The organism is Streptomyces sp. NPDC013455 (assembly GCF_040632975.1).
Lineage (GTDB): Bacteria > Actinomycetota > Actinomycetes > Streptomycetales > Streptomycetaceae > Streptomyces.
Window position 1 is genome coordinate 479,006 of record NZ_JBEYCX010000003.1, and the last position, 22,672, is coordinate 501,677.

Consider the following 22,672-nt stretch of genomic DNA (forward strand, 5'->3'; position numbering starts at 1 on the left):
CCGGGGGCCGCCCGCTTCACGGGTGGCCGGCACCGAGGTCGTGTGAGATCGCGCGGGCACAGGTCCTGAGCGAGGAGACCAGTCGGTCGCGCGCCGCCGTGTCCTCGTCGATCCGCGCGGCGAGCGCGGACACGCTCAGCGCGGCCACGGTCGCCCGGTACCGGTCGCGGACGGGCGCGGCGACCGACACCATGCCGGCGCGGTCCGGGTCGGGCGCGCAGGCCCAGCCCCGCTCCCGGGCGGCCCGCACCAGGTCGGGCGAGCCGGCCGACGTGCCGGCCGGACCGGAGCGGTGGACCGCCAGCACCGTACCCAGCGCGGTCCCCTCGACGGGCACCACCCGTCCGGTGTCCAGGACCCGCCGCGTGTCGTCGCACCGCAGGACGTGATGGACGATCAGCACGCCCGCCGGGTGCGGCACTCCCACGTGCACGGCTTCCCCCGTGACCCTGGCCAGGTCGTCCGCCCAGGCCAGGGCACGCGCGCGTAACTCGTGGCCGCGGAGCCAACTGCCGCCCAGCCGCACCAGTTCGGGACCCAGTCCGTAGGTGCCGGACTCCGCGTCGTGGGCGACCAGGCCCTTCTGTTCGAGCGTGTGCAGGATCCCGTGGACGGTGCTCTTCGGCAGCCCGAGGGCGCAGGCGGTGTCGGTCAGGCCGAACCGTCCCGTCCCGGTGGCGAACAACCGCAGGACCGCCGCGGCACGGGACAGGGACTGGATGGGACGGGACATGCGGCGGCCTCCTTCGACTCCGACGGCACCGACGGCAGCGAGGATGAGTGTGTCATGCATTCACCAGGCTGAGGAGAGTGCGGGACGGGTTGCGCAAGAGATGTCCCGGAAGACGTGAATCTCCGCATGACCTCCGCTTGTAAGGCTTCTGTAAGCGAGGGATCAGATGGTTGTCCGGGCGAGGGATCGCGGGTCCGCCGAAATTCTTCGGTGCCGGGCCGTTGCGTTCGCGGCCGTCGTCCGGAGAGGATGGCGGAGATCTTCCCGGGTGACGGTAGGTGTGTGCTGTGGCGAGCGCAGGGGCGGCCGAGCTACTGCTGGGCGGCATAGTCGTGTTGGGTGCGTCGGTGCAATGGCTCACCGGCATGGGCTTCGCACTCATCGCCGTGCCCGCGCTCGTTCTGGTGCTCGGGACGGCACAGGGCGTCGTGCTCGCGAATTGCGTGGCCGGAGTCATCAGTGTCGTCGGCCTCGCCGCCGGATGGCGGCAGGTTCGGATCGGCGCCATGATTCCCCTGGTCATCGCCTCGGCGTGCACGGTTCCCGCAGGTTCGTGGGTGGCCGCCCGACTTCCCGAACCCGTACTGCTGGCCGGTATCGGAATGCTGGTGACGCTGGCCGTCGCTTTCGTCATGGGAGGCGTACGCATACCGGCTCTGGCCGGTACCAAAGGCGCGGTGACCGCGGGTGCCATGGGTGGGTTCATGAATTCCGCCGCCGGCGTCGGCGGGCCGCCGTATTCGCTGTACGCGGTGAATGCGGGGTGGTCGGTCCGGGAATTCGTGCCGAACGCGCAATTTTACGGAATCATGGTCAACGTCTTCTCGGTGGCCGCCAACGGCGTGCCCCGGCTGAGCGGGCCGGCCTGGTCGGTGGCCGCGGCCGCCATGGTGACGGGCGCCCTCCTCGGCAGGGCGCTCGCGCCGAGGGTCCCCGAGCGGTGGGTGCGTCGCCTCATCTTCGCCCTGGCCCTGACCGGCGGCCTCTCCGTCCTGGTCAAGGGCCTGGAGGGCATGCTGTGACGCCCTGCCCGTGCCCGTCGGCCGCCCCCGAGCGGGGGCCTGGCCCGCGGCGGCGAAGACCGCCCGGTGACGGCCGGCCGGCGTGCGCGCCCCGTCCACGGGCGGCCGGCCCGCCGCCACGGCCGGCGGTCACCGGCGCCTAGCCGGCGGTCACCGGGGCCTGGGCGAGCGGTTCGCCGTGCTCCAGGTACGCGGTCGTTCGCGCGGCACGCGCGGGCACCGCCGCCTCGATGCGCTTGATGAGCCGGAGCATGAGCATCTCGGGATCCGACGTACGCTCCGGCTCGTAGAAGTCGAAAGCACTCGTCGATTCCGGATTGAGCTGGATCCGGGCCTGTGTCGCCGCGTCCAGGACCGTCCCCTCGAAAACGAAAACGATCTTCTCGTCGTCGCCGGAAGGGGCCCAGTCGACCACAAGGAGGCGACCTACCGGTACATCGATTCCGAGTTCTTCCCTGACCTTGCGTACGGCGGTTTCGTAAGGAGTCTCCCCGGGCGGGACATAACCGCCCGGAATGCCGAGGAATTTGTCGTCGCGGTTGGTCGGTTGAACGAGCATGATGCGACCCTGCTCGTCGAAGAAAAGGACGCCTGCGGCAGCGCGGGCGCGAGCTGTCGATGAATTGCTCTGTGAATCGGCCACGCCGGGAATCGTCCGTCCGGCGGCGTGCTCGTGTCAAGGGGTTGCTAACCCGTGAAGAAACTGTGCGGACGAGGTCCGTGATGGGCCGGAGGAGAAGCGCGTCCGAAGCGCGTCACGCAGAAATTAATGCGTTGACGTGATCGAAAGCGCTGTGATAGCAAAAGATCGCGGAAACGCGCCACGAATCGACGGGGGTCGCCAACAGTGATAGTGGATTCGCACGTGCACATCATCGCGGAGGATGCCTCTCGCTATCCGTCGATTCTCCGCGGCGGAGACGAGAACGCCTGGTACAGCACTCATCCCGTCACTGCGGAGGAATTGCTGGCGCTCATGGACGAAGGGGGCGTCGCGTGGACGATCCTCGTTCAGCCGATCCAGGTCTACGGCAGTGACAACAGCTACCTCGCCGACAGCTGTGCGGCCCACCCCGACCGGCTGCGCGGCGTGGCCGTCGTCGACATCGGCGAACCGGCCGCGTCGCGCGCCGCCCTCCACCGGATGGTCCGCGAACAGCAACTGGCGGGCGTACGGCTGAACCTGGCGACCGGATCCGGGACCATCGATCCCCGCTGCCACCCCTTGCTGGAGAGCGCGGAGGAACTCGGCCTCCCGGTCCTGGTGCGGGTCACCCCCGAGCAGCTGCCGCAGGTGCCCGCCCTGGCCAAACGGTTCCCCGGGGTCGACCTGATCCTGGACCACTGCGGCTTCGTCGACTTCGGCGACGGCCCCGGCGGCAGGGGCGCGGCACCTCTGTTCGACGTCGGAGCCCACGACAACCTCTACGTGAAGGTCTCCACCATGAACCTGTACGGCGTGGGTGCCGACGCCGACCCCGCGCCGCTCCTGCGGGAGCTGGGCCGGTGCTTCGGGACGGACCGCCTCGTCTGGGGCTCCGACTACCCGCACACCCACGACCGCGGCTACGCCGGACTCGTCGACTACGCCCGGGAGGTGGCCGGCGCGCTGCCCGGGGAGGGCGCCGCGGACTACCTCGGACGGACCGCCGCGAAGCTGTGGTGTCCGCCGCCCGGGTCGCCGGCCGGCCGCTGACATGGCGACGGAAGCCGGGCAACCGGGCGTGACACGGAAGGACGGGGCAGTGGCGGCAGACACACACGGTGTCGGGATCACCGTCGTCGGATTCGGCAACGCGGGCAGACAGCACGTCGCCGCCGTACAGGCGCTGCACGGCGTACGGCTGGCCGGCGTCGTGGAGACCGACCCGGCGGCCGCACGACGCGCCCGCGAGGCGGGCCTGCCCGTGCGCCCCCTGGGGGAGGCGCTGGCCGACCCGGGGGTGGACGCGGTCGCGGTCTGCCTGCCGCCGGGCGGCCGGCCACCCGTCGTCGCGGACGCCGTGGCCGCGGGCAAACACCTGGTCGTCGAGAAACTGCCGGCCCGCTCACCTGCGGAACTCGACGGGATCCTCGCCGCCGCGGACCGCGCGGACCTGTTCAGCACGGTGATGTTCCAGCACCGCTTCGCCCTGCCGGACCAGCTGCGGACCAAGGCGCCGGAACGGTTCGCGGACGCGGTGGGCAGCCTGCTGATCTCCCGTCCGCGCTCGGACGACCACTACCGGGAGGGCTGGCGGGCCGAGCCCGAGGCGGCCGTGGGCGGGGTCAGCGTCCACCTCGGGGCCCACTACCTCGACCTGGCCTGCCAGTTGCTCGGCGAACCCGTCGCGGTCACCTGCCTGTCCAGGACGGACGCCGCCGCGGGCATCGACACGGAACTGTCCGGCCACATCGCCTTCCGCTCCGGCGCGCGGCTCACCGTGACCGTGACCTGCCGGGCGGCGGCCCGCTTCGAACAGCTCACCGTGCTGGGGCGGCAGGACTGGGTGGAGGTGCGGGCGGGCGCCACGACGGGCGAACTCGACGGCCGGCCGCTCACCGCACCCGCCCGCCCGGCGGCCGAGCTGCGCCAGGACGTCTACCGCGAGCTCGCCGGCGCGCTGCGCGGCGGCCCGGCCCCGGACCTGTCCCGGCTCGACCGCAGCACCGGAGTGGTCGCGGTCCTCGACGGCCTGCTCCACTCCCGCGTCGGTACGACCCGCCGGGTGGCCGCATGACCGGCACCCGCGCCACGCCCTCCTCCAGCCTCCGCCACCCGCCCCTCGGCTACTCCTCCGGCACCCTGCCCGGGGCCGGCCCCGAGGAACTGGCCCGCGCGGTGCTCGGCGCCGGCGGGACCGGTGTGGACCTGCGCATCGGCAAGGGCCACGGCTGGGAACGGGACGGCGTACGGCCGGGCATCGACCGCATCCTGCGGACCGGCGCCGACGTCTTCTTCGTCGGTGTCGGCTGGCACCTCGGCGACCCCGCGCGCTGGCCCGTCGGCGAGGAGGCGGTGCCCGCCGAATACCCGGTCAAGGTCTTCTGCGTCCAACGCCCCGACCCGGCCCTGGTGACCGAGCAGCTCGCCGCCGCCGCCGAGGCCGGCCTGCGGCCGTGGGTGGAGACCCACGCGGGCGGCCCCGACACCGCCGGCCTCATCGATCTCGCGGACCGCACCGGCGTCGGCGTCCTGGTCGACCTCCTCGGCCTGGCCGAGATCGGCGGCGCCGACCGCGCCCAGCTGCGGGCCCTGGCCCCGTTCGTGCGGGCGGCGCAGGTCAAAGGCGTCCTGCGCACTCCGCAGGGCACCCGGCACCGCCCGCTGGCCCCGCACGACCTGTCCGACCTGTCGTACCTGCTCGGCCTCGGCCCGCTGCACGCCGTGACCGTCGAGTCGCGCGCCGGCACCCCGGACGCCGACCTCGCCGTGCTCGCCGCCGAGCTGGCCTCGCCCGCCGCCGAGCGGGCTCCGGGCGCCACCGAGTCGGCCTCGCCCGCCGCCGAGCGGGCTCCGCGCAGCACCGAGTCGGCCTCGCCCGCCGGATCCGGCACCCCCCGGCGGGCCGCGCCTGCGGACACAGGCCCCGACACCACGCGACCGCCCCTCCCGGGCGCCATCCGCCCGGGAACGCCGTCCGGCCGGCAGCCGGCCGCCCCGACGTACCCGACCGAGCCAGGAGCCGCTCACTCATGAAACTCGCCGTCATAGGTGACGAGTTGTCCCAGAACCCGGTCCTGGTGGCCGACACCGCCGCCCAGCTCGGCTTCGCCGGGGTCGAGGTGCGGTCGTACGACGAAACACCGCCCCACGAGCTGACCGACGACCAGATCGACCACCACCGCCGGCTCCTCGACGAGCGCGGACTGGCCGTCGCCGGCTTCGCGCCGCCGATCTTCAAGGGCCCGCTGCCCACCACGGACGACCAACTCGCCGAGGCCCGCCGGGTACTGGTGGACTCCTGCCGGCGCGCGGTGCGCCTCGGGGCGCCGCACGCCCGCATATTCAGCTTCTTCACGGACACCGAACACGCCCCCGAGCCGCGGCGGGCGGCCGAGGCCGTCGCCGCTCTCCTCGAGGGCGTGGACCCGGGCCTCCCCCTGGTCCTGGAGACCGAGTCCCGCAGCAACACCCCGCACATGCGGGAGGTCCTCGACTTCCTGGACGCGCTGGGCCGGGACGACATCGGCGTGCTCTGGGACCCCGCCAACGCCGTACGCGGCGGCTGGGGCCCCGTGCGCTACCCCTCGGACTACCTGATGGGCCGCCACCTCATCAGGCACGTGCACGTCAAAGACCCGGACGGCACCAACGGCTATGTCCGGCTGGGCGACGGGGACCTGGACTGGCCGACGATGCTCGCCCGCCTGGCCGACGACGGCTACACCGGCTTCCTCAGCCTCGAGACCCACTGGCGCCACGGCCGGGTCCTCTCGCCCGTCAACCGCGACCGTCCCTGGGGCGAGGACTTCTCCCGGGACGGCTTCGCGGCCAGCGTCGAGTGCATGCAGCTGCTGCGGGCCTTGTGCGACCGGCTCCCCCGGGAACTGCTGGAGACCTCATGAGCCCGGCCGCGCCCCCGGTGGTGCTGCTCGGCGCCCAACGCTCGGGAACCACCGCCCTCGCCGGTGTCCTCGACGAGGCCTTCGCCGACGTCGGCGGCACGTTCACCATCAACGGCAAACTGCCCTACCTGCTGCACCGCTGGTGCAGCCGGACGGACGTGACCGGCCGGCACCTGCGGGTGGACGAGATCCTGCACGCCCTGCACCGCAAGCCGCCCTACGGCCGGCACAGCGAGCGCTGGCTGGAGAACGTGGAGAAGGTCCTGCGCACGGCGGCCGCCGACGTGGCCGACGGCCGCGTCACCGACGCGGCGGCCCTGCGCAGACACCTGGTACGGGAGGCGTACGCGGGCGCCACCCGCTACGGCGACAAGTACAACGAGTACCTGCTGGAACTCGACGGGCTCGCCGACACCCTGCCCGACGCCCACTGGGTGCTCCTCGTGCGCCACCCGGCCGCCGTGGCCCGCTCCATGCTGAGGTGGACCGGCGACCGGCCGTGGCGGCCCGGCACCTGGCGGGACGCGCTGGAGAAGTGGGCCGCCTGGCACCAGCAGTGGCTGGCGCATCCCGCCACGCGCGACCCCGCCCGCGCCACCGTCGTGGAATACGGCCGTGTCTGCGCCGGCGAGGACCTGGGCCGGCTGTCCCGGGCGATCGGACTGGACCTGTCGCCGTACGCGCCGCAGCTCACCGAACGGGCCGGCGAGCCCGAGCAGGAGCCGCTGCCCGAGCACATCACCCGCCTGTGGCAGACGCTGCTGGGCCTGCGCACCCCGTGACCCGCCGGGCCGACGCCACCGACCAGCCGAGGGAGATTCCATGAGCACAAGGGGAGCGTGGGGACGGGCCGTCCTGAGCCGCGCGGGCGTGCCGGACGCACCCGCGGCGAAGCGCTGGGCCCTGGTCGCGATCGTGGACGCCGTCGGCACCGGCATGTTCCTGCCGATCTCGGTCCTCTACTTCACGGTCGTGGTCGGCCTGAGCGCCGGCTCCGTCGGAGCCGGCCTCGGCATCGCCGGACTCGTCGGCAGCCTCGCCACCCCCTTGTCCGGCACGCTGATCGACCGGTTCGGCGCGCGCAAGGTGGTGGTCTCCTGCTGGGCGGCGGGCGCGGCGGCGTACGCCGGTTTCCTCGGCGTCCGCGACTGGGCCGGTCTCGTCGTCGTGGCGAGCGTCGCCCACGCCGCGGACCGCATGGTCAACCCGGCCCGGAAGGTCTTCCTCACCACCATCGCCGACGCCGAGGACCAGGTCCCCCTCATGGCCTTCCAACGGGCCGTGCTCAACGTCGGGTTCGGCATCGGCGGCCTGGCCACCGCGGCCGTCCTGGCCCTCGGCTCGCACACCGGCTACCACGCGGTGCTGGTGGTCAACGCCGTCTCCTACACGGGGGCCATCGCCCTCGTCCTCACCATCCCCGTCATCCGTCCCGTGCGGCCCGCGCACACCGGCGAGCCGGGCGGCCCACGCGCCGGCTACCGGCAGGTGCTGGCCGACCGGCGCTACACGAGCCTCGCGGTGCTCAACGTCCTCGTCCTGATGTACTCGACCGCGTTCACCATCGGCATGCCACTGTGGGTGTACGAGTACACCAGCGCCCCCGCAGGACTCGTCGGCCTGCTGTTCACCTTCAACACCGTGCTCGTCGTGCTGCTGCAGATGCGCACGGCCAAGAGCTGCACCTCGCCCGCCCAGGCGCCGCGCGTCTACCGGGCGGCCGCGCTGCTGTTCGTCCTCGCCGCGCTCGGATACTGGGCGGCGCACCGCTCCGGCGACACCACGGCGCTGGTGATCGGTCTGCTGGTGCTGGCGGTCCTCGCCCACACCCTGACCGAGCTCTTCGGCGCGGTCGGGGAGTGGACGGTGTCCATGAGCCTGGCACCGGAGCGGCTGCGCGGCCGCTACCTGTCCCTGTTCGGGCTGAGTCTGGCCGCCCAGGAAGCGGTCGGGCCGGTGCTGGTCACCACCCTCGTCGCCGCCGACGCGGACCTGGCCTGGTTCGCCCTGGCCGCCCTGCTCGCCGTCGGCTGCCTGGCGTCGGCGCGGCTGGTGCGCACGGCGGCCGGACCGGACACCGCGCAGCCCCCCGCCGCCTCCCCGACCGAGTCCGAGAGCGCCACCCCTCCCGCGAGTTGAGCGCCACCGCCGGCTCACGGCCGGTACGCGAGACCGTAAGGAAAGGACCCAGTTCACCATGACGGAATCCGTCGACTCCGGCCCGGACGCCCTCGCCGGGCTGCTCTCGGACGTGTGGCAGGCCGCCCTGGGCAAGCCCCCGTCCAGCCGGGACGCCGACTTCTTCGCCGCCGGCGGGGACTCGCTGCTGATGGTGCGCAGCGTCACCCAGCTGCGCAAGGCCGGCTACGCCGCCGGTCCCGCCGACTTCCTGCACGGCCGTACCTTCGGCGGCATCCTCGCCCGCCTGCACGCGGACAACTCGACCGCGAGCCGGGCACCGCAGGCGCCCTCCGCCGGACCCGTGCCCCTGCTGCCCTGCCAGTCGCGCTGGATCTCCAACGCCTTCACGGACCCCGACCACTTCGGCTTCGTCTGGGTCTTCGACGTGCCCGAGACCACACCCGGCGGCGACAAGGTCGACGCCGAGCGGATCGAGGCCGCCGTACGCCGGCTCAGCGACCGGCACGAGGCGCTGCGCACCCGCTACCTGCTGGACGGCCCCGACGGCCCGGCCGCCGAGGTCCTCGCGCGGGCACCGGACGGACAGTTCACCACCGTGGACACCGACGACAGCCGGCTCGCCGAGGCGTTCGAGGAGGCGGTGCGCGGCCACCGCCTCGCCGAGGGCCGCGTGTTCAACGCCCTGTGGCTGCCCCGGCAGCGCTACCTCCAGATCGCCGTGCACCACCTCACCCTCGACGGCTACTCCCTGACGATGCTGGCCGACGAACTGGAGGACGCGCTGACCGGCCGCGATCCCGGGCGGCCCGCCGCCCAGCCCCGTGACCTCGCCGCCGACCTGGCCGGCTGGCTCGCGTCCCCGCGGGCCGAGGAGGACGCGGCGCGCTGGGCCGCGCTCGGCCTGCCGGACGTGCCCGCGGTGCCCACCGACTCCGGCGGGCCGGGAACGCTGGCGACCTCCACCGCCGTCACGGCAGGGCTGGACGAACGGCACACCGCCGCCCTCCAGACGGCGGCCGGGCGGCTCGGACACCCGGTCGGGCTGCTCGTCCTGGCCGCCGTCGCCCGGTCCGTGGCCGAGCGGTTCGGCCTGCCCGCCGTCAGCGTGGACACGTACCACCACGGCCGGGACGGCGTCCCCGGCGGCCACGACATCACCAGCGCACTCGGCTACCTCCAGTCCACCTACCCCGTGGTCATCCACTCCGGGCCGCGCGCCTCCTGGCGGACCGACGCCCTCGCCGACCTCGCGGCCGTCCCCCGGCACACGTTCGGCTTCGACGCACTGCGCCACGCGGGGGACCGGCTGCCGGCCGGTGGCACGCAGGGCTCCGACGCCCTGCGCGGCAGCGGTATCCGGCTCAACTTCCGCAGCCGCATCAACCAGGTCAACGACCGGGTGGGCCGCTGGCTGCGCCCGGCCGACACCGCGGGCGGCAGCCGACGGTCGGCGCGGCAGAGCGAACCGTGGGTGCTCAACGTGGAGGGCGACGTGGTCGCCGACCGGCTCGTGCTGACCATCCGGTACAGCACGGACCACTACACCGAGGAAACGGTACGGCAGCTGCTGGACGGGGCGACGGCGCTGCTGCCGGAACTCGCCGGCGGCGACCCCGTCCCGGCCGACGGGGGTACGCCCCGATGACCGGGCCCACCGCCGCACCCGGCTTCGCGACCCTGCTGCCGCTGGCCGCCGGCGCGCTGGGCCTGCCGCCCGCCGAGGTACGCGAGCGGTCCGAGCGCCTGTCCTTCACCGCCCTGGGCGGCTCCTCCCTCCAGGCCCTGCGTCTCGTCGGCGACGCCGCCCGGGCCGGCGCCGACCTGCCCCTGCACCGGATTCTCGGCCGGGAACCCGTCGCCGCGGTGCTGCGCGCCGCCGGCCCGCCGCCCCCGGCCGCACCCCCGCCCGACCCCGCCGAGCCGGCCGCCGGACGCGCCGCGCTGCCCGGGCAGACCGGCATGCTCGGCGTCGAGGACCTCGCCCCCGGCGCCGCCTACCACCTGCTGTTCACCGCCGAGGTGGACGGCGCCCCCGCCTCCGCTGTGCCCGCCGCGCTGACCGCACTGGTCGAGCGGCACGAGGGCCTGCGCACCGTGTTCCTGCCGGCCGACCCCGAGACCGGCAGGGTCGGCCGCCGGATCGTCCCGTACGCCAGGCCCGTCATCCGGCACCAGAACCTGCGGATCTCCGACGGCACCGACCCCGTCGCCGTCGTGCACACGCAGCTGGCGGGGGCCGGCACGGCTCTGCTGCGCCCCTACGAACGGCCCCCGGTCCACTTCACCGTGACCCGCGTGACCCGGAGCGGCGCCGCCGACCGCCTGCTGGTGTCCGTCCTGGCCCACCACGCGCTGCTGGACGCCTGGTCGTTCGGCGTCCTCTTCGACGAACTGGCGGCCCTGCTCGCCGGACAGGCCCCGCCCGCCCCCGCCCCCAGCCCGGAGAGCGTGCTCGCCGCCCACCGGGCCCGCACCGCCACGCCCGCCTGGCAGGAGACGCTGCGCGACCGGGCCGACCGCCTGCGTTCGGTGCCCCACGTGCTCGAACTGCCCGGCGACGTCCGGCGTCCCGCCCGCTGGGAGGTGGTCGGCGAGCGGCTGCCCGCCGCCCTCGGCCCGGCCGCGGCCCGCGCCTGGCGCGACCTGGCCCGCGCCACCGGCACCACCGGCACCGCCGTACTGCTGGCCGCCTACGCCCTGGTCCTGGCCCGGCGCAGCGGCGCCCGGGAACTCCTCGTCGGCGTGCCCGTCGCGGGCCGCCGCGACCCCGCCCTGCACGGCGTGCTCGCCCCCTGCTCCAACCTCGTCCCCGTGGCTTGCGTCCCGGACGACACCGCGACCGTCACCGAGTACGTCACAGCCGTCGCCGACGCGCTCGCGGACGCCGTGGCCGCCTCCGACGTCCCCGTCGAGGACCTCGTACCGGCCCTCGGCGTGCCGCACGACCGCCGGCGCAACCCGCTCGTGCAGTTCGTCCTCGGCGCGCACGACGACCTGGTACCGGAACGGGTACGGCGGGGCGGGGTCACCCTCCGCCTGCACGAAGGGCACTGCCACGGCGCCCCGTTCGACGCCACCCTCTACGTCCAGCGCACGGGCGACGAGCCGCGACTGGTCCTCGAGTACGCGCACGGCGCCTTCCTGCCCGACGAGGCCCACGACCTGCTGGACGCGGTCGAGTGGACCCTGCAGGAACTGGCCGGGCGGCCCGCCGGGCCGCTCGCCGGGGTCCGGACCATATCCCCCGCCCAGCAGGCCCGGCTCGACGCGCTGCGCACCGGGCCCGCGCTGCCGCCGGAGGTCGCCGACAGCGACCTGTGGTCCCTGGTGCTGGCCACCGCCCGCGCCCACCCCGACGCCCCGGCCGTCCGGGACGGGGACACCACGCTCACCTACACGGAGCTGGTCCGGGCCGTGACCGCCCAGGCCGCCGCACTCACCGAGGCCGGCGTCACCGACGGCGACCCGGTGCTGCTGGCCCTGGAGCGCGGCGCCCAGGAGATCGTCGCCGTACTGTCCGTCCTCGCCGTCGGCGCCCACTACGTCGCCATCGACCCGGGCACCCCCGACGAACGGCTGCGCACGCTCCTGCGGGTCCTGCCCCCCGCGGCCGTCCTCGCCGGCAGCGATCCGGCGAGCGCCGCGTTCGCCCGGCGGGCCGAGAGCGCCTGCCCGCGCGCGGTACGCCGTCTCGCGGCCGCCGACGCCCGTCCCGCGTCCCGCGAGCGGCGGCCCGAGGTGCGGCCGCCCGCCCCGCGCGGCGACCGGGTGGCCTACACGGCCTTCACCTCGGGCTCGACCGGGCTGCCCAAGGCGGTGCGGGTGCCGCACCGGGCCGTGGCGCGGCTGGTGTGGCCCTCGCCCGGCCGGGTCGTCTCCTGCGGCCCCGGACGGCGGATGCTGAGGCTCGCTCCGCTCGCCTTCGACGCCTCCACCCTGGAGGTCTTCGCCCCGCTGGTCGCCGGGGGCTGCGTCGAGGTCCATCCGCCCGGCCTGGTCACCCCGGCGGAGCTGGCCCGCTTCCTGCTGGAACGCGAGGTCGACGTGCTGTGGCTGACGGCGGGGCTCTTCCGGCTCATGGCCGACTTCGCGCCGCACGGCTTCGCCCGCGCCTCGCACGTCCTCGCCGGCGGTGACGTGGTGCCGCCCGAGCAGGTGCGCGACCTGCTCACCCGGTACCCGGGCCTGCGCGTCACCAACGGCTACGGCCCCACGGAGAACACCACGTTCAGCACCGTGGCCCACTTCGACGACCCTTCCGAGGCGATCGGCCCACTGCCCATCGGCACCCCCCTGCCCGGCAGCGGAGCGCTGGTCCTCGACGCGTCGGGACGGCCGGTGCCGCCCGGCGGCACCGGCGAGCTGTACGTCACCGGGCTGGGCCTCGCGCTGGACTACGCGGGCGACGCCGAACGCACGGCGGACTCCTTCCGCGTGGTCCCGGCCGCGGGCGAGCGCGCCTACCGCACCGGTGACCTCGTCCGGCTGACCGGTACCGGGCAGCTGCGCTTCCTCGGCCGCGCGGACCGGCAGGTGAAGATCCGGGGCTACCGGGTGGAACTGGACGAGATCCGTCTCGCGCTGGCCGCACAGCCCGGTGTGAAGGACGCCGCGGTCGTCGCCGTCGGCCCGGACGCGGCACAGCGGCGCCTGGTGGCCGGTGTCGTACCCGACGGCCCGTCCGGCCCGTCCGCGTCGGAACTGGCCGCCCGCCTCTCCCGCATCCTGCCGGGCTACTGCGTCCCCGCCCTGTGGTCGGTGCTCGACACGATCCCGCTGACCACCAACGGGAAGGTGGACGCGGAGGCCGTCGCGGCCGGGGCACGGCCGTTGGACGAGGAGCGGCCACCCACGGCACCGGAACCGGGCCCGCCGGCTCCCTCGCCCGAGCGGTCCTCCGGGGCCACGGCGGCTTCGGCGACCGACGCGCCCGCCGGGGCCGGGGAGTCCGCCGGGTCCGAGGCGGCTTGGGGGTCCGAGGCGGCATCGGGGCCGGAGGCGGCCGGGGGGCCCGGGGAGGCTGCCGCACCCGAGGCGGCTCCCCGGTCCCAGGCGTCTTCCGGATCCGAGGCGTCCGCCCGTCCCGACGCGGCTTCCGGACCCCGCGCGTCCGCCGCTCCCGGGTCGGCTGCCGTTCCCGAGTCGGCTGCCGCGGTGGGGCCGGCCCGCACCGCCGACCCGGCCCCGGACCCCGCCGCCGCTCTCGCCCGGCTCGCCTGGACGAAGGCGCTCGGTCGTCCGCCCTCCGGGCCGGACGCGGAGTTCTTCCGCTCCGGCGGCGACTCCCTGGCCTTCGCCCGTCTGCTGGCCTGGCTCACCAGGGAGCACGGAGTGCGTGTCGCCCCCCGGGAGCTGTACGCCTCGCCCACCTTCCGCACGCTGTCCGAACTCATCCGCCCCGAGCTCACCACGGTGGGAGGCCGCCCGTCATGACGACATTCGCCCTGCCGGAGGAACACCCCGAGAATCCGGCACGCACCGTACTCGTCGTCCCGCACGCCGGCGGCGGCTCCGCGACCGCCAACCCGCTGCGGGCCGCCCTCCCGGAGAACTGGCTGGTGGCAGGCGTCGCCTTCGGCGGCCGGGAGTCCCGCTTCCTCGACGAACCCCCCTCCCGGCTGGCCGACATGGTCGGGGACACCGTCGCCGCAGCGACCGAGGCCGCGGCCCTCACCGGCGCCGCCCCCGTCCTGCTGGGCCAGTGCTCCGGCGCCCTCGTCGCCTGGCTGGCCACGATCGAGCTGGCCGGGCGGGGCACGACCGTGCCGGGACTCGTCCTGGTGTCCCGGTCGGCTCCCTCCTGGCCCGGCGACCTGCCGGACGCCACCGCCCCAGACGCCGAGTTCATCCGTCAGGTGATCGCCATGGGAAGCGTCCCGGAGGAGATCGCCGACATGCCCGAGCTGCTCGAACTGCTGCTGCCCTCCCTGAGAGCCGACTTCACCGCCCTCGCCGAGTGGCTGCCCGAGCGGACCGACCCGGCGATGACCTCGCCCGCTCCCGCCCTGGCGCTCCACGCCCCCGACGACGCGGGCTGCCCGGTCGACTCCGTGGAGGCATGGCGCGGCAGCGTCTTGGCCCTGGACATCGCTCCCGTGAAGGGGGGCCACCTGCTGCTGGCCACCAACCCCGTCGGCGTCGCCGCCGCGCTCACCGCCTGGCTGCCGCCGACCGCTCCGGAGGGGGACCACCGTGCTGGAACTGTCTGACGTCGTACTGGCCCTGGGACCGGACGGAGGAGAACGCGTCCTGCTGCGCGGCGCCGACCTGCGCGTCGCCGAGGGCGAGACGGTGCTGGTCACCGGTCTCGACGCCCCGGCCCGGCGGAGCCTCACCGCGCTGCTCACCGGCCGCCTGCGCCCCCGCTACGGCACGGTCCGGGCGGCCCGCGCCCGGACCGCCACCCTCGGCGCGCGCCCCCGCGCGGGGGAGACGCTCGTCCTGGACGCCGGCGACCGTCCGGCCGGGACGGGGACCGGCCCGGCCCTCCCGAACGGGCCGGGCGCCGCCGTCCTGGTGCTCGGCGGCCCCGGCTGGACGTCGGCGCCGGTCCCGGGCGACCACCGCACGCTGGCCCTCCAGGGCGGCCGCTTCCTGGCCGAGCCGCGGCGGCCCGCGCCCCCGCCGGCCGTGCGCATGACCCTGGACGAGGTACGGCGGCGCACCCACCGCTCCCTCACCGAGGCCGGCACCGGCGCCGCCACCGCTTCCCTCGTCGCCGACGTCCTCGTCGACGCCGACCGGCGCGGCCACGCCTCGCACGGTGTCGCCCTGCTGCCGACCTATCTGCGGCGGATCGCGGACGGCGGCATCGTCGCCGCCGCCGAACCCCGGCTCACCCCCGTCACGTCCACGCTGGCCTCGGTCGACGCGGGCGGCGGGTTCGGCCAGCCGGCCGCCGACCTGGCCGCCCGCTGGTGCGCCGGCACCGCCGCCGAGCACGGCCTGGCCGCCGTCGCCGTGCACACCAACAACCACGTGGGCATGCTCGCCGCCTACCGCCGGCCCTTCCAGGAGCACGGCGTGGCCGGCCTGCTGCTCAACATCTCGGCACCCTCCGTGGCCGCGCCGGGCGCCCGCCGCCCCACCCTCGGCAGCAATGCCGTCTGCCTGGTCACCCCCACGCCGGCCGAAGAGCCGTTCTGTATCGACCTCGCCACCGGGGTCGTCGCCGCGGGCAAGATCAGGGACGCCCGGCACCGCGGCGAACCCGTCCCCCCGGGCTGGCTGCTGGACCCGGAGGGCACCCCCACCACCGACCCCGCCGCACTCGACCAGGGCGGTTCCATCCCCCTGTTCGGCGACTACAAGGGCCTGTGCATCACCTTGATCGCCGAGATCCTGGCCGGCGGCCTGGCCGGCGGCCTGGTCAGCCCGGACGTGGCCCGGCAGGTCACCCGGACGGGCGAGGTCATGCGCTGCGCGCAGCTGTTCGTCGGGTTCTCGGTCCGGCACTTCACCGACCCCGCGGTGCGCTCCGACGCGCCCGCCGCACCGGCCGGCCTCGGAGCGCTCGTCACACAGCTGCGCGATGCCGTGGAGGCGGGCCACGACACCGTGCCCGAACGGCCCTACTTCCCCGACCAGCTGGAGGAGACCAAGGCCGAACACGCCGAGAAGCAGGGCCTGGAACTGCCCGCGTCGATCGTCACGGCACTGGGCTGGGACGCCTCATGACGCCGCTCGCCGACCCCGCCCTCGGCAGCGCCGCGGGCTGGCCGCTCGTGCTCTACTTCCACCACGTCAACCCGCAGGTCCGGCACTACACCTCGCTGGACCCGGACGACTTCCGCCGCGGCCTCGAAACGGTCCTGCGCCGGGTCGGACCGGCGCTGGACCCCGCCGGCGTCGTACCGGGCTTCCGACCACCCGACGAACCGAGCGTGCTGTTCACCTTCGACGACGGCTACCGCGACACGCTCACCCTGGCCGCGCCCGTACTGGCCGAGTTCGACGTCCGCGTCCTGCTGTTCTGCACCACACAACGGCTCGACGCCGCGTCCGCGATGACGCCGCGGCAGCGCGCCGCCCTGCCGCCGAGGGAGTCCTACCTCGACTGGGCGGAAGCCGGTCACCTGGCGGCCGCCGGTCACGTCCTGTCCGCGCACACCCGCACCCACCCGAAACTCGACCGCCTGGACCCGGCGGGCGCCGCCCGCGAGGTGCACGGCGCGCTGCGGGACGTGGCCGAGCGGACCGGCCGCCCCGTGCACTCCTTCGCCTACCCCTACGGCCTCGTCCCCGAGGTGAACCCGGTGCCGTCCACCGTGCTCGGTTTCGGCACGGTGAAGTCCGCCCCCGCGCCCTGGACGGATCGCCCGCTGGAGATCCGGCGCACCTACCTGCCGGTCGACGAGACCGACCGCTGGCCCGCGATGGCCGCAGATTGGAGAGAACAGTGGTACGGATCTCGGTGCTCATCCCCACCCGCAACAGGGCAGCGGACCTGCGCCGATGTCTCGACGGCCTGGCCGAGTGCGCCGACCGGCTGCCCGCCGGACTGACACTGCACCAGGTCGTCGTGGTGGACGACGCCTCCACCGACCCCGACGCCACGGCACCGGCCCGCGACAGCGGCCTCCCCGTGGTCCTGCTGCGCAACCGCGACCGGCTCGGCGCGGGGGCCAGCAGGCGCCTGGGCGTCGAGGTCGCGGACGGCGACGTGCTGGCCTTCCTGGACGACGACGCCGTACCGCGGGGCGACTGGCTTGCGGTGGCGGCCGGGGTGGACACCGACCGGCCGGCCCTCACCGGCCGGGTCCTGGGCTTCGACGCCGGTCTCGTCTCCCGCGCCCGGCAGGCGCGCTACGACGCCCGCTACCGGGGACTGGGCGAGGGCACCCCGGTCGACTTCTTCGCCTGCGGCAACGGCTCCGTGCTCACCTCGGCGTTCCACGGGGTGCACGGATTCAGCAACGAAGGGGTGGGCGGTGACAACAGCCTGGCCCGCTCCCTCCGCGAGGCGGGGACGCCCGTCCGGTTCCACCCCGACCTGGTGATCGCCCACCGCAACGGCAAGGGCTGGCCCGCCGCCCTGCGCAACGCCTGGTCCGCGGGAATCGATCACCCCGAGCGCATGACCGTCTCCGACCTCGTCGCCACCGCCCGCCACAGCGCCGTCGGTGACGACCACGCGGTGCGCGAGCTGAACCGGGCCCTCGGCGTCCTGCACGCCCTCGGCCGCTTGATGCCCCGTACCCGGGAGGAGACGGCGGCCCCGGCGGCCGTAGGGCACGGACCCGGGGACCGGCCGGCGCAGAGCGCGGCCGCCACGACGATCCGGCGCGGTGCGTGATGACGGAACTCACCCTGCCGGTCAGCAGGCGCACCCCCGTGACGGCACGCTGCCGCGTCGGGGTCGTCGGCCTCGGCTACGCCGGACTGCCGCAGGCGGTCGCCTTCGCGGAGGCCGGGCACCCGGTGGTCGGTGTGGACAGCCGCCCCGAGGTGACGGCGACGCTCCGCGACGGCCGCAGCCCCGTCGACACCGTCCCCGACGACCGGATACGACGGCTCGGTGACGCGCTGTCCGCCGTGGACGACACCGAGGCCCTGGCCGACTGCTCCGCGGTGGTGGTCTGCGTGCCCACCCCCGTCGACGCCGCCGGGGAACCGGACCTGACCGCCCTGCGTGCCGCCTGCGGCACGGTCGCCGCCCACCTGCGCCCCGGCCAGCTGGTGGTGATCGAGTCCACCGTCTACCCAGGGGTGACGGACGGCGTGGTCCGGGCCGTCCTGGAACGCTCCGGTCTCGTCGCCGGCGTGCACTTCGGCCTGGCGCACGTCCCGGAGCGCGTGGACCCCGGCAACCCGGTGTTCGACTCCGCCGACACCTCGCGCGTGATCGGCGGTCTCACCCCGGTGTGCGCCCTGCGCGCGAAGGAGCTCTACGAAGGCGTCGTGTCCTCGGTGCACGTCACGGGAGGGCTGCGCGAGGCCGAGGCCACGAAGGTCCTGGAGAACACCTACCGCCAGGTCAACCTCGGACTCGTCCACGAGTTCGCCGCCTACTGCGACGCCCTGGGCATCGACGCGACGGCGGTGATCGACGCGGCCGCGACCAAGCCGTTCGGGTTCCAGCCCTTCTACCCGGGCGTCGGCGTCGGCGGCCACTGCATCCCCGTGGACCCCTTGTACCTGGCGCACTCCGCGCGCGCCGCCGGGACACCGCTGCACCTGGTGGAGCTGGCCCAGCGCATCAACGACGAACGCCCGGTCAGGGTCGTCGACCTGTGCGAGACGCTGCTGCGGACGGCGGGGACCCCACTGGCCGGAGCCGAGGTCCTCGTCCTCGGCGTCAGCTACAAGCCCAATGTGTCCGACATCCGCAACAGCCCCGTCGTACCCCTCGTCCGCGAGCTGACCGCCCGCGGCGCCCAGGTCCGCGTCCACGACCCCCACGTCCCCGAACTGGTGGTGGACGGCACGCACCACAAGTCCGTGTCCCGCCTCGGCGCGGTGATCGCCGAGGCCGACCTCGTGCTCGTCGCCCAGCACCACTCCGTCTACGACACCGCACTCCTGCACCGCGCACGTCTTGTGTACGACCCCCGGAGGCACGCATGAAACCCAGGCTGAGCGTCTACACGGCAGCGCAGCAGGGCACCGACTACGCCCGGCTGCTCGATGTGGCCCGCACCGCCGAGGACTGCGGATACGAGGGCTTCTTCACCTCCGACCACTACCTGAAGCTGGGCGACGTACCGGGTCTGCCGGGTCCGATCGACTCCTGGACCGTCCTTGCGGGACTGGCCAGGGAGACGAGCAGGATCCGGCTGGGCACCCTGATGAGCTCGGCCACCTTCCGCCTCCCCGGTCCCCTGGCGATCACGGTGGCGCAGGTGGACCGGATGAGCGGCGGCAGGGTCGAACTCGGCCTGGGCACCGGCTGGTACGAGGCGGAGCACACCGCCTACGGCATCCCCTTCCCCCCGCTGGGGGAGCGGTTCGACCGCTTCGAGGAGCAGCTCGCCGTCATCACGGGCCTGTGGGAGACCCCACCGGGGGAGACCTTCACCCACGAGGGGAGGTACTACCGGCTCACGGACTCGCCGGCCCTGCCCAAGCCGGTCCAGCGGCCCAGGCCGCCCCTCCTGATCGGCGGCGACGGACCGATCCGCACCCCCCGCCTGGTCGCCCGCTACGCCGACGAGTTCAACGTTCCCTTCCTCTCCCTGGACGCGACCGTTCCGCTCTTCGACCGCGTCCGCGAGGCGTGCCGCAGCGCCGGCCGCGACCCGGACAGCCTCGGCCTCTCCGTCGCCCAGGTGCTGTGCTGCGGCCGCACCGACGCGGAATGGCGCCGCCGCGCCGCCGCCCTGGGGCCCGAGGGCGGCGCATTCGCCAAGAGCCGCATCTCCGGCACGCCGTCCGAGGTCGTCGACCGGATCGGCCGGTTCGTCGAGGCGGGCGTCGACCGCGTCTACCTCCAGCCGTTCGACCTGGAGGACCGCGACCACCTGGAAGTCGTCGCCGCGGAGGTCATGCCCCAGCTCGCCTGAGGCCCGTGACGGCCGCCGCCGTGACGCCCCTCAGGACTCCCGTGGCTCCAGGTGGGACGCCAGGACCGCGGCCTGGACGCGGCGCTGGACGCCCAGCTTGGCCAGCATCCGCGAGATGTGGTTCTTGACGGTCTTCTCCGACAGGTACAGCCTCTGGCCGATCTCGCGATTGGTCAGACCGTCCCCGATCAGCGCGAGGATGTCCCGCTCGCGCGGCGACAGGCTCGCGAGCTCGGGCGGCAGCGACGCGGTCGCGGCGGGCTCCGCCCGCAGGGAGCTCAGCAGGCGGGCCGTCGTCGCCGGGTCCAGCAGCGACTGCCCGGACGCGACGGTGCGTACGGCCGACACCAGGTCCGAGCCCTTGATCTGCTTCAGCACATAGCCGGAGGCCCCGGCCATGATGGCGTCAAGCAGGGCGTCCTCGTCGTCGAAGGAGGTCAGCATCAGGCACGCGAGCTCCGGCATCCGGCTGCGCAGCTCGCGGCAGACCGTGATGCCGTCGCCGTCCGGGAGCCGGACGTCGAGCACGGCGACATGGGGGCGCAGGGCGGGGCCGCGGGCGAGGGCGTGCTCGGCGGTGTCCGCGTCGCCGACCACGGAGATGTCCGGTTCGGCGTCCAGCAGGTCGGTCAGTCCGCGCCGTACCACCTCGTGGTCGTCCAGCAGGAACACCCGGATCGGGTCCTGCTCCGTGAAGGTGCGTGTCTCGGCCATGACGACCCCTCGTTCCGCGGGTAACGGACGCTGCGTGCTGTTCACGCGCCTGATCATGCATCCGCCACCGCCCCCACGGCTAGGGCCGACCGGCCCCACCGGAGGCCGCGTGGTGAGGTGAGTACGAACCTGGGCGCCCCGGCCCGCCGGGCACCACCCGTGCTACGAGACCTCCTGGTCCCCGGGCAGCGGCCGCGGGAGCCGGGTGTGCAGTTCGAAGACCTCCGCCAGGCCCGTGATCCGCAGCATCCGCCTGAAGGCCGTACTCTCCGTGACCAGCCGCAGCCGGCCCTGGCGGGCGAGTGTCCGGTTGCGCGCGCGGCACAGCGCGCCCAGCCCGGTGCAGTCGATGAACGTGACCGACCGCAGGTCCACCACCAGGTCGGGCCGCGTGTGTGCGGTGAGTGCGTCGAGCCGTTCCGACAGCGTGGCGACGCTCAGCAGATCGATGTCGCCGCGCAGGGACACGACGGTGGCCCCGCCGCTGGTCCCATGGGCCACGACCACGTCCTGTGCGGCGCGGTGCTCGGCCACCCGGGCCGTGTGCTTCTCGGACATGGGAGAAGCGAACCGGCAACACCGGACGGGGCGGTAGGGCCGTCCGGCCCTGGCCGAGGGCCCGTCCGGGCACCGCGCCAGGCGTACGGGCGGATCCGCCGCCGGCTGCGGGGGAGGGCACCGTACGGCCGGACGCCAGGGCCGGACGGCCCAAGCGGCACCGCCCACCCGTCGGCGAAGCTGGACCCGCGGGACCGGTCCCGGCAGCGTGCCGCGACGGCGGGTCCCGCGGCGGACCGACCGAAGAGGGTGAACAACGCCATGAAGGGCTTCGTCTTCCACGGTCCCGGAGAGGCGTCCTGGCAGGACGCCCCGGACCCCGCGATCAAGGAACCCACGGACGCGATCGTGAAGGTCGGCACCGTCACCATCTGCGGGACGGACCTGCACATCCTGAAGGGCGACGTGCCCGAGGTCCGCACCGGCACGGTACTCGGACACGAGGCGGTCGGCGAGATCGTCGAGGCGGGCAGCGACGTACGCACCGTACGGCCCGGGGACCGGGTGCTGGTCTCCTGCATCACCGCCTGCGGCCGGTGCCGGTTCTGCCGGGACGGCTCCTACGGTCAGTGCCGGGGCGGCGGAGGCTGGATTCTCGGCCACCTCGTCGACGGCACGCAGGCGGAGTACGTCCGCGTGCCCCACGCCGACCTGTCCGTGCATCCGCTACCGAGCGCCGTCCGCGACGAGGACGCCGTCCTGCTCGCCGACATCTTCCCGACCTCCTATGAGGTGGGCGTCCGCAACGGACGGGTGCGCACCGGCGACACCGTCGTGATCGTCGGCGCCGGCCCCATCGGTCTCGCGGCCATCGCCACGGCCCGGCTCCTCGCCCCGGAACGGATCATCTCGGTCGACATGGTCCCGGCCCGCCTGGAGGCGGCCCGGCGGCTCGGCGCCGACGCGGTCGCGGACGCGCGCGAGGCACCGGCCCAGCTGGTCGCCGACCTGACCGACGGGCTCGGCGCGGACGTGGTGATGGAGGCGGTCGGCGTCCCCGAGAGCTTCGAACTCTGTACCCGCATGGTCCGCCCCGGCGGGCACGTGGCCAACATCGGCGTGCACGGCAGGCCGGCCACGCTCCACCTCGAAGAGCTGTGGATCAGGAACGTGACCATCACGACCGGCCTGGTGGACACTTCCTCGACCCCCACCCTGCTCCGGATGGCCGCCGCGGGCCGGCTGCCGACCGGCCGGCTGGTCACCCACACCTTCCCGCTCGACCACATGGAGCAGGCGTACGACGTCTTCTCCCGCGCCGCCGAGACCGGGGCGCTGAAGGTCGTGCTCGGCGGCGAACAGCACGCGGAGGTGGCCGTCCCCACGCCCTGACGAAGCAGGGACGCGGCGGCCATGTGACGGACGCACGGAGGAGGCAGCGCCCCGGGCGGGCGCACAACACCTTTCTGGTGGCAGCCGGTTGCCGGTCCCGCGTGCCACCATGCCTCCCGAGC

Annotated in this window: 20 protein-coding genes; 16 read left to right on the plus strand and 4 right to left on the minus strand. The window is 74.6% G+C overall.

Annotated elements, in window-relative coordinates; all coding sequences use genetic code 11:
• Positions 1-16 precede the first annotated feature (16 nt).
• Positions 17-733, minus strand: a complete 717-nt coding sequence (locus tag ABZ576_RS08555; protein ID WP_360737537.1) for a helix-turn-helix domain-containing protein — start codon at positions 731-733, stop codon at positions 17-19.
• 287 nt (positions 734-1,020) lie between these two features.
• Between ABZ576_RS08555 and ABZ576_RS08560 the strand changes: the two genes are divergently transcribed.
• Positions 1,021-1,755, plus strand: coding sequence for a sulfite exporter TauE/SafE family protein (locus tag ABZ576_RS08560; protein WP_360737540.1), 735 nt, complete (start codon positions 1,021-1,023; stop codon positions 1,753-1,755).
• 139 nt (positions 1,756-1,894) lie between these two features.
• Here ABZ576_RS08560 and ABZ576_RS08565 read toward each other — a convergent pair whose 3' ends face one another.
• Positions 1,895-2,398, minus strand: coding sequence for an NUDIX hydrolase (locus ABZ576_RS08565; protein WP_360737542.1), 504 nt, complete (start codon positions 2,396-2,398; stop codon positions 1,895-1,897).
• Positions 2,399-2,620: 222 nt separating this feature from the next.
• Between ABZ576_RS08565 and ABZ576_RS08570 the strand changes: the two genes are divergently transcribed.
• Genes ABZ576_RS08570 through ABZ576_RS08635 form a run of 14 tightly spaced genes read left to right on the plus strand, consistent with a single transcriptional unit; the run spans position 2,621 to position 19,946 of the window.
• Positions 2,621-3,451 carry an amidohydrolase family protein gene (locus ABZ576_RS08570; protein WP_360737545.1) on the plus strand — a complete coding sequence of 277 codons (831 nt, stop codon included), beginning with the start codon at positions 2,621-2,623 and terminating at the stop codon, positions 3,449-3,451.
• A gap of 49 nt (positions 3,452-3,500) precedes the next feature.
• Positions 3,501-4,475 (plus strand): Gfo/Idh/MocA family oxidoreductase, encoded by a 975-nt coding sequence (locus ABZ576_RS08575; protein ID WP_360737548.1) that lies wholly within the window; start codon positions 3,501-3,503, stop codon positions 4,473-4,475.
• The gene (locus ABZ576_RS08580) at positions 4,472-5,434 is read left to right on the plus strand and encodes a hypothetical protein (protein ID WP_360737551.1); all 963 of its coding nucleotides are present in this window, start codon (positions 4,472-4,474) and stop codon (positions 5,432-5,434) included. Before ABZ576_RS08575 ends, ABZ576_RS08580 begins: the two co-directional genes overlap by 4 nt.
• Positions 5,431-6,303: a sugar phosphate isomerase/epimerase family protein gene (locus ABZ576_RS08585; RefSeq protein ID WP_360737553.1), complete on the plus strand. Its 873-nt coding sequence runs from the start codon at positions 5,431-5,433 to the stop codon at positions 6,301-6,303. Before ABZ576_RS08580 ends, ABZ576_RS08585 begins: the two co-directional genes overlap by 4 nt.
• A complete protein-coding gene (locus ABZ576_RS08590) occupies positions 6,300-7,085 on the plus strand; it encodes a sulfotransferase (RefSeq protein ID WP_360737556.1) in 786 nt (261 codons plus the stop codon). The genes ABZ576_RS08585 and ABZ576_RS08590 overlap by 4 nt, the downstream gene beginning before the upstream one ends.
• A gap of 40 nt (positions 7,086-7,125) precedes the next feature.
• Entirely contained in the window at positions 7,126-8,442 is a 1,317-nt protein-coding gene (locus tag ABZ576_RS08595; protein ID WP_360737558.1) for an MFS transporter, read from the plus strand.
• Between the two features lie 58 nt (positions 8,443-8,500).
• Complete coding sequence (locus tag ABZ576_RS08600; protein WP_360737561.1) at positions 8,501-10,090, plus strand: condensation domain-containing protein; 1,590 nt, start codon at positions 8,501-8,503, stop codon at positions 10,088-10,090.
• Entirely contained in the window at positions 10,087-13,878 is a 3,792-nt protein-coding gene (locus tag ABZ576_RS08605; RefSeq protein ID WP_360737563.1) for an amino acid adenylation domain-containing protein, read from the plus strand. Before ABZ576_RS08600 ends, ABZ576_RS08605 begins: the two co-directional genes overlap by 4 nt.
• On the plus strand, positions 13,875-14,654 hold the full coding sequence (locus tag ABZ576_RS08610) for a thioesterase domain-containing protein (RefSeq protein WP_360737565.1): 780 nt from the start codon (positions 13,875-13,877) through the stop codon (positions 14,652-14,654). Before ABZ576_RS08605 ends, ABZ576_RS08610 begins: the two co-directional genes overlap by 4 nt.
• Positions 14,638-16,122, plus strand: coding sequence for an Ldh family oxidoreductase (locus tag ABZ576_RS08615; RefSeq protein ID WP_360737567.1), 1,485 nt, complete (start codon positions 14,638-14,640; stop codon positions 16,120-16,122). The genes ABZ576_RS08610 and ABZ576_RS08615 overlap by 17 nt, the downstream gene beginning before the upstream one ends.
• Entirely contained in the window at positions 16,119-16,949 is an 831-nt protein-coding gene (locus tag ABZ576_RS08620) for a polysaccharide deacetylase family protein (RefSeq protein ID WP_360737569.1), read from the plus strand. The genes ABZ576_RS08615 and ABZ576_RS08620 overlap by 4 nt, the downstream gene beginning before the upstream one ends.
• Positions 16,859-17,740 carry a glycosyltransferase family A protein gene (locus tag ABZ576_RS08625; protein WP_360737571.1) on the plus strand — a complete coding sequence of 294 codons (882 nt, stop codon included), beginning with the start codon at positions 16,859-16,861 and terminating at the stop codon, positions 17,738-17,740. Before ABZ576_RS08620 ends, ABZ576_RS08625 begins: the two co-directional genes overlap by 91 nt.
• Complete coding sequence (locus ABZ576_RS08630; protein WP_360737573.1) at positions 17,740-19,011, plus strand: nucleotide sugar dehydrogenase; 1,272 nt, start codon at positions 17,740-17,742, stop codon at positions 19,009-19,011. Before ABZ576_RS08625 ends, ABZ576_RS08630 begins: the two co-directional genes overlap by 1 nt.
• Positions 19,008-19,946, plus strand: coding sequence for an LLM class F420-dependent oxidoreductase (locus ABZ576_RS08635; RefSeq protein WP_360737576.1), 939 nt, complete (start codon positions 19,008-19,010; stop codon positions 19,944-19,946). The genes ABZ576_RS08630 and ABZ576_RS08635 overlap by 4 nt, the downstream gene beginning before the upstream one ends.
• A gap of 30 nt (positions 19,947-19,976) precedes the next feature.
• On the opposite strand, the gene ABZ576_RS08640 is transcribed toward ABZ576_RS08635, so the two are convergent.
• Positions 19,977-20,660, minus strand: a complete 684-nt coding sequence (locus ABZ576_RS08640) for a response regulator transcription factor (RefSeq protein WP_360737578.1) — start codon at positions 20,658-20,660, stop codon at positions 19,977-19,979.
• Between the two features lie 162 nt (positions 20,661-20,822).
• Positions 20,823-21,218 (minus strand): STAS domain-containing protein, encoded by a 396-nt coding sequence (locus ABZ576_RS08645; protein WP_360737580.1) that lies wholly within the window; start codon positions 21,216-21,218, stop codon positions 20,823-20,825.
• A gap of 261 nt (positions 21,219-21,479) precedes the next feature.
• Here ABZ576_RS08645 and ABZ576_RS08650 point away from each other — a divergent pair, with 261 nt between their 5' ends.
• The gene (locus ABZ576_RS08650) at positions 21,480-22,550 is read left to right on the plus strand and encodes a zinc-dependent alcohol dehydrogenase family protein (RefSeq protein ID WP_360737582.1); all 1,071 of its coding nucleotides are present in this window, start codon (positions 21,480-21,482) and stop codon (positions 22,548-22,550) included.
• Positions 22,551-22,672: the final 122 nt, after the last annotated feature.